Raw genomic sequence first — 7,079 nt, 5'->3', positions numbered from 1 at the left:
TATCATATTCAGCAGCGGAAGATTGAACTTGTTGAATCACAAATGGAACAATTAAAGTCTTGGTCAGAAAAGGCCCACCGCGACTCAACCAAGAAAGGATCAGGGCCATCAAAAAGGCAATTTGGTATTAAAGAATATCATCGGGCGAAGGCTAAGAAGCGTGACAGCCAAATTAAATCAAAAATGAAACGATTGGAAAGTGAATTGACCAAAAATAAAATCGAGAAGCCTTCTGAAGAAACCGCCGTTAGATTCCAGTTTGATGCAAGCGGAAAAAGAGGCAAGCGCATTATCGAGGCAAAGAATCTTTTTATAAGGTTTGAAGACCGCACCCTATTTGAAGAATCGCAGTTCTATATTAATCACGGGGAACGAATTGGTCTTCTAGGTGATAACGGAAGTGGGAAAACAACCTTAATTAAGATGATTCTAGGTGAAGAGACCCGCTTTAAGGGGGAAATTTGGAAAAGCGACTCGTTAAAAATTGCTTATTTGAGTCAGGATGTAGACGACTTGCCTGCTGATAAAAATGTGCTAGAAGCACTTGGGTTTACCGACAGACAAGATATCCATAGAGCCAGAACCTTATTAGCTAATTTAGGTCTTACGGAACAACATATTTTGAAGCCGATTGAGAAATTAAGTCTTGGGGAACGAACAAAGGTTAAACTGACTGATTTACTAATGAAAGAATACGATATTCTCATTCTCGATGAGCCAACCAATCATCTTGACTTAGCGAGCAGGGAACAGCTTGAAAAAACGTTAGCTGAATTCACAGGAACCATTCTCACTGTATCTCACGATTATTATTTTCTTAATAAATTATGTGATTCTCTGCTTGTGTTTGAGGGTCAACGAGTTAAACGAGTGGAGAAGACACCGGACGAATATTTAAACCCAGAGAAAGATAATGTGAATAATGGAGAAGATGAATTATTAATTATTGAAAACAAGATTGCGCATATATTGGGACAATTATCGATGATTGATCAAAATGACCCCAAATACCCAATTTTAGATCAAGAATTTAACCTTCTTCTTCAAAAGAAACGGAATTTAAAAAAATAATTTTTTAAAGTTGTCACAACATTGGCATACAGTTATTTTGTTTCAACTGAGTTTATAGTGTAAAATCATTATAGCTAAAGATGAAACAAAGGAGGTTCCGGAATGATTAAAAAAGTGATTGCCGCAGTCGTTCTCATTAGTTTACTTACAGTAGCGATTGTTCAAGCGATGGATAAAAAGACTGATACTCCTAAAACGGCGACAGAAGCTTCAGCAGCAAAAGAAGGACTTTCGATTGGGGCTTCCGCACCTGATTTTGAACTTAAAACGTTAACCGGAGACACCGTAAAGCTATCACAACTAAAAGGGAAAAAAGTCATGCTGAACTTTTGGGCGACATGGTGTCCGCCTTGTAAAGCCGAAATGCCAGAAATGGAGCAGTTTTCTAAACAAATTGGTGATGATACTGTTATATTAGCTGTCAATATTGATCCTCAATTAGATGTGCAAGGATTTGTAAACGAAAATAAAATAACGTTCCCAATCCTTCTTGATGCAGAAGACAAAGTAAATGAAGCGTATCAAATTCTTTCCATCCCAACGACTTATTTTATTAATAGTAAGGGGATTATCCAGAACAAATATACTGGCTCGATGAAGCTTGATGTCATGAAAAAATATACACAAGGATTAAATTAAACAAGAGATGTTGGCATGATGCCAATGTCTTTTTTTTGTACATTGAAAATTGTCCAGTTTCTGTAAATAGGATGTGCTTTTCGAACAAATTTTCAAAAAGTTGTAATAATTGCAACCGTTTCCGGGAATAATAACTGTTACAATAGGTAATAAGGAAGGTGAATATAATGAGAAAACCTAGAAAACGCTCATTCGCAGAACTAGTATTAGAAAATAAATCACAATTACTGAAAGATAGTGCTGCTATGGAAAAAATTGAACAGCGATTAGAAGAAAAGAGGCTCGGCAAAGCTGAGTAATCACATTTGTTTCCAATCATGCTTCCCCTCCTTATGGGTAAAATGATAATAAGGAGGGATTGAAACATGGGTAATCCGAAAAAAGATTATAAGCATTTCTCACCTAGCCATTTAGGTACTCAACCAAGAGGATTTAGTGGCAATAATGGGAAAAAAATGAATGATACTTCTGGGAAGCATGCTCAGGTCATTCAAACTAAAGGCGAATAATACTATGTATACAGACCCGACAGGCCCAAGCCTTGCGGGTCTTATACAGCAACTAAATTTATTTATTTACGATACGAGAATTGTTTTGGCATTTAACTTAAAGGGTTTGTTAAAGCCGAATTATAGCCTCCTAAATTTTTAATTGTAGTGTGTTCTATGGAAGAAAAATTATGCCATATTTAATGGCAGATTCTTCAAGTTATATATGCGGAATTATTATAATAAGGTACAAATGATATTGAAAACAGTGATGGAGATTGTGAAGTATTCCACTAAAACTATCGGGGGCATTACTGGAACAACGATAACGCTTTTTCTTATTGAGGTAAAGCGCCTGTTAGTTTAAGAAGAACATGATTAATCAATCAAATGGTTCTCTTCAATTTTCTTTTCTTATTTGAATCTGTAATTAATATTAAAACTAAGATTCTTAGGCTTATTCCAAGTATAATTGCACCTACCCTCCTTACTCCCATTCCTACAACCCGCTAATTAACTTCAAACCAACAAAATACGTTATGATACCTAAATTCACAAGAACCAATGGAGAAATATATAATGATAAGCTTGATTTGTGTTAGAACATCAGTGTGACAAATCCCCGACGCAATAAGGCGAACTAAAACCTCACTTAGTTTAGGATCATCCATTGTAATTTCTATGATTTGGAATGGTTCCTCTTCCCAAATGTAACTACTGACCTTTTCTGTTGAATCCTTACGAAACGATCTGCCCAGATTATATTATAAGTTTCTAGAAGCTTTCTATCCTACTTACTTATTTTATGCTTAATATGAATGTACAAAAAGAGAAAAGGAATATATAGATACACAAAGTAAAAAGCAATGTTTGAATACTTTTCATTCAATTGCTCTATTTGACTCCTCTCTTTGAGCACATTAGCTATAATAAAGAATAGGACCAGTACAATGAACAGACTTATACGTTGTTTCAAATTTATTACTTTCTTAATAGCACGGCAAGCTGCCCATATTTTCACGCTGATATTGGGTAATACAAGAAGTAACCAAATCGAAACAACAATAAATTCGACTCTTTCTATTAGAGGAAATTTTGCAACTTTCATGTGAACTAACGTCGGCCATATCGTATTGGGTAGCTGCCATTCACTAAAGTAGACAAATGTGATGAGTGCTACTATAAGATATAGAAAGACGCAAAGCAGAAGTCCAAAATGGGCCCATTTTTGTGATCTTTCTGGATTTTTTATGAATGGGTAGAACATGAATAAAGTCTCAAAGCCTAGATACTGAAACACCATAGCTTTAGATGATAATACAATTTCCTTAACAGAGTGATTAAAAAAGGGTAATAAATGATTGAGATTGGCAAATTCTAATGCAAAAAAATTAAGTGGAAACAGTATAACAAAAGGTATGATAGTTCCCCAGAAACACACTCCAGTAATCACGCGGAATCCACCGGATACAATGTAATAAACGAGGACTAGAAGAATGAAGCTTATTTGCCAGGTCTTCATTAAGGGAAACAGCCAAACTTGAACAACCTCAATATAAACAAGGAAAACAATTAACGCCAATACAAGAAAGTAGAAGATTACAAAAATGTTGAACAGTCCGCCAATCCATTTTCCAAAGCAAAATTGGTGAACATGTATGATATCATTATTAGTAATTCCAACAATACGATAGATCATCCAAACTAGTATATGAATGCTTACACCAGATAAAATGATGGAAATCCATGCATCATAACCAGCATCCTTCGTTATATCTCTTTGAAAACTCATGATTCCTACGCCAATAATATTCGAGTAGATCAGAAAGAAAACGTAAAAAGGAGATATTAAATATTGTTCGTTGAGTATAGTTTTCACATAGTTCACCTCGGAAAATGCAGACTTATTCTTCAATACCCGTATTTAGGATGTTAACATTTGTGTGTACAGTGGTTTTTAAATCAGGGTATATGTCCTTAAAACGTTGATAGTCCCAATTTCTTGATGTGACTCTAACCTTGTCTCCCAATCCAAGTGGATCTACGTTGTATCCTTGTAACAACGAAATTAAACGTTGGACTTCTTTATTAAAGTGTTCATTTAAAATCTGTTCCATTTTTAGGCGATTTTTATTGGTGCTTAAATCAAACCAAGATGAGGAATTTTTAACCTCTGCATCGATGGTTAAATCGATCAATATACGTGGAATACTTTCGCTTTTGTCAACCGTATATTTAGTTTTGGCATCCAGACTTGTCAATAAAATATAACCAGCCTTGTTGTGAACCTTAATTTTTGTTTTATATTGTCCACTTTTTGAGCCATCATGTAATATTTTCACAATAAATGACTCCCTTAAATTAATATTATTTACAAACTTACCTTTCTTAAATAAGGCTAACCCGTCAATTTTGACTTGACCTTCCTCCAGGATTAAGTAAGGTAAAAATGGATCCTTCCCCTCAGCATAAAGATTTGTCAAAAATACGTGCAAATTTGTTTTTGGCAAATTGCCCTCTTCAATGTTCTGATTAATTTTATTACTTAAATGGAATGAAAGATTCACCTCTTGACTTGATTTAAGTATTTTTTCAGCTGTGTTTTCGGCTATGCTCAACTGCATTCGACTCCCAACATTCGGGTCTCTGCTAAAATTAATTAAAACATCATCAATCCCTTGTTTTGCAAATTCCTTGCCGAACAATATAAAATCTAATTTTCCTATTTCAACGGGAAATGCAGCTTTTGAATTCATTCTCGGAAGAATATCTTCATACGAATCAGACACGGTTCTAAAACTTTTTAATTTGGGCATTCCTTTTTCCGCAAATGTAGGATAGATAACCATTCCTTTCACTTTGTCTTTTTCCATATCATATCCAATGGTTTCTATAATCTGAACTTCATCAATGATCCTTTGATTTTCACACCCTGATAAGAAGAAAATTAGGATAAAAGTTAACAGAAAAAATGATTTCATACTTCACCTCTAATACCCTTTTCTGATCATTCATCAAAATCACTTTTCTTTTTTTTGTGATTATATGGATGGTATCTCCAAATTGATTTAGGACGTAAATAACTTGGCCTTTTGGAAGTTTCACTATAAGAGGCACGGATAATGCTGTCCTTCAAATCTTGAGGCCTAAAAGGATAAAATGGAACGGTATAGGGTGTTCCTAGTGATTCTAACCGTGTAAGATGGACCATTAAAAAGGCAATCCCCCTTAACGATACCTAGTCCGCCCCAAATAGACGCGGCGATAATTAAAGGAAAACGTAAAAAACGTATCGTGTTCGACATTTTATAAATAGGGGTAGTAAAGGAAGCTAAGGCTGATAAGGCTACTATAATGAGTAAGACATTGCTTGTAAGTGACGCCTCAACTGAAGCTTGGCCAATAACAATACCGCCCACTATTCCCAATGTTTGTCCTACCTTAGTAGGTAACCGTACTCCAGCTTCACGTAAAAGTTCAATCGTGAATTCCAAAAAAACCACCTCAAATACCGGCGGAAACGGAACATTATGACGAGAAAAACTAAGTGAACCGAATAAATCGTTTGGAATTACTTCGTAATGGTAAGTTAAAACGGCTATATAAATAGACGTGGCAAAAATGGAGAAAAGGACACTAAAAATCCGTATTAAACGGAAAAAAGATGCAATAATCCATGGTAGAAAGTAATCTTCAGGTGTAATAAAAAAATCTGTTAACGTAGCAGGTCCTGTAATGACATAAGGCGAACCATTACTAAAAACAGCTACCTGTCCCATATTTAGAGCATGAGCCGCCCTATCCACTCTTTCAGTTGAAAGAAGCAAGGGAAACGGTGTCAGGGAATTACCAGTTATTAATTGATGAAGCTGAGATGTATCATAAACGATATCAAAATCAATATCTTGAAGGCGTTGGGTTATGGTATTAACATGCTGCTCATCCGTAATTCCTTCAATATAAGCAATGATAATTCTAGTACGTGATGTAGAGCCAACGCTAATTTCCTTCGTGATCAAATCAAATGTGTTAATTTGCTGCCTTAGTAAATGTATATTTACATCAATATTTTCAACAAACCCAATTAGCGGCCCCACAACACTATACTCATTTTCAACATTATTTTGTTCACGCAAGCCAGCTGTATCATTAGATAAGAGAATTAAAGCAAACCTTTGATCATTTTCCTTCATTTGAAGAATCGCATACCCTTTTAGTAGCTTTGATTCTGCCTCTTTTACATTATCCGTAATCACAATGTCTTCAATTGAGATAATTTTCTTTATGTCATCAATTTTCCCTAGTTTGTCCTGTTCAAAAGGTGTCTCTCGGAAAATCAGTAAAATTTTCAGTTGGAGTTGTTGTTGATCGATCAGTGTATTGTAGTATGAAATGATTAAATGTCCCAATTCATCCGTAAGGGAAAATTGTTTAAAATCACTAGATTTTTTGGCCTTAGCAAACAGTTCTTCAATATCTTGTGAATTCTCAGTTACTGCTTGTTTGTCTTCTTTATCTCTAAGCTTTCGTCTTTTGAAGAACATCTAATCACCTCCCTATTACAAAGGAATTCATATCCTTCTATATTATCTAAAGGCATCCCCATATTTATGTAAATCCGTTTTATAATAAGTGAAAACTTTATCCTCTCCAGTTTACATAATATAAATATAGCTAAGAGTAAGCAAAGGACCATGATCCTAATAGAAATAATCCCTGTAGGGGTAGGATAGGACAGCAAAACACAAATTTACAAAGTTAAAACTTTTCCAAAATAAAAAGAGCCAAGTGTAATTTTTATTATGCATTTAGTATCACCAGTTAAAAACTTCTGAGAAGATAAAATTTATTACTTCTATATACGAATTAACAACCAAGGAA

6 protein-coding genes and 1 pseudogene are annotated in these 7,079 nt (G+C 34.7%); 4 read left to right on the top strand and 3 right to left on the bottom strand.

Annotated features, from left to right (window positions below):
- The 4 genes from V7266_RS29490 to V7266_RS29475 form a co-directional block, all read left to right on the top strand.
- The coding region (locus V7266_RS29490; protein WP_335472769.1) for an ATP-binding cassette domain-containing protein at positions 1 to 1,071 on the top strand (1,071 nt) is incomplete at its 5' end.
- A 102-nt stretch (positions 1,072 to 1,173) separates the two neighbouring features.
- Entirely contained in the window at positions 1,174 to 1,710 is a 537-nt protein-coding gene (locus V7266_RS29485; RefSeq protein ID WP_335472768.1) for a TlpA disulfide reductase family protein, read from the top strand.
- Between the two features lie 167 nt (positions 1,711 to 1,877).
- Positions 1,878 to 2,009, top strand: a complete 132-nt coding sequence (locus V7266_RS29480) for an FbpB family small basic protein (protein WP_335472767.1) — start codon at positions 1,878 to 1,880, stop codon at positions 2,007 to 2,009.
- Between the two features lie 66 nt (positions 2,010 to 2,075).
- Complete coding sequence (locus tag V7266_RS29475) at positions 2,076 to 2,219, top strand: acid-soluble spore protein N (protein WP_205181878.1); 144 nt, start codon at positions 2,076 to 2,078, stop codon at positions 2,217 to 2,219.
- Positions 2,220 to 2,988: 769 nt separating this feature from the next.
- On the opposite strand, the gene V7266_RS29470 is transcribed toward V7266_RS29475, so the two are convergent.
- The 3 genes and pseudogenes from V7266_RS29470 to V7266_RS29460 form a co-directional block, all read right to left on the bottom strand.
- A complete protein-coding gene (locus V7266_RS29470; protein WP_335472766.1) occupies positions 2,989 to 4,077 on the bottom strand; it encodes a GerAB/ArcD/ProY family transporter in 1,089 nt (362 codons plus the stop codon).
- 25 nt (positions 4,078 to 4,102) lie between these two features.
- On the bottom strand, positions 4,103 to 5,179 hold the full coding sequence (locus V7266_RS29465) for a Ger(x)C family spore germination protein (RefSeq protein ID WP_335472765.1): 1,077 nt from the start codon (positions 5,177 to 5,179) through the stop codon (positions 4,103 to 4,105).
- A 26-nt stretch (positions 5,180 to 5,205) separates the two neighbouring features.
- Positions 5,206 to 6,742 (bottom strand): annotated as a pseudogene (locus V7266_RS29460) (spore germination protein).
- Between the last annotated feature and the right edge of the window lie 337 nt (positions 6,743 to 7,079).

The sequence above is a fragment of the Neobacillus drentensis genome (assembly GCF_036965645.1).
Taxonomy (GTDB): Bacteria; Bacillota; Bacilli; order Bacillales; family Cytobacillaceae; genus Neobacillus; species Neobacillus drentensis_D.
The sequence above is the reverse complement of the archived record's forward strand: the minus strand, read 5'-3'. Positions and strand labels throughout refer to the sequence as shown.

Excerpts from the sequence above, each read along its gene's own strand:
- V7266_RS29485 (WP_335472768.1), top strand. The coding sequence starts at position 1,174 with ATGATTAAAAAAGTGATTGCCGCAGTCGTTCTCATTAGTTTACTTACA.
- V7266_RS29480 (WP_335472767.1), top strand. The coding sequence starts at position 1,878 with ATGAGAAAACCTAGAAAACGCTCATTCGCAGAACTAGTATTAGAAAAT.
- V7266_RS29475 (WP_205181878.1), top strand. The coding sequence starts at position 2,076 with ATGGGTAATCCGAAAAAAGATTATAAGCATTTCTCACCTAGCCATTTA.
- V7266_RS29465 (WP_335472765.1), bottom strand. The coding sequence starts at position 5,179 with ATGAAATCATTTTTTCTGTTAACTTTTATCCTAATTTTCTTCTTATCA.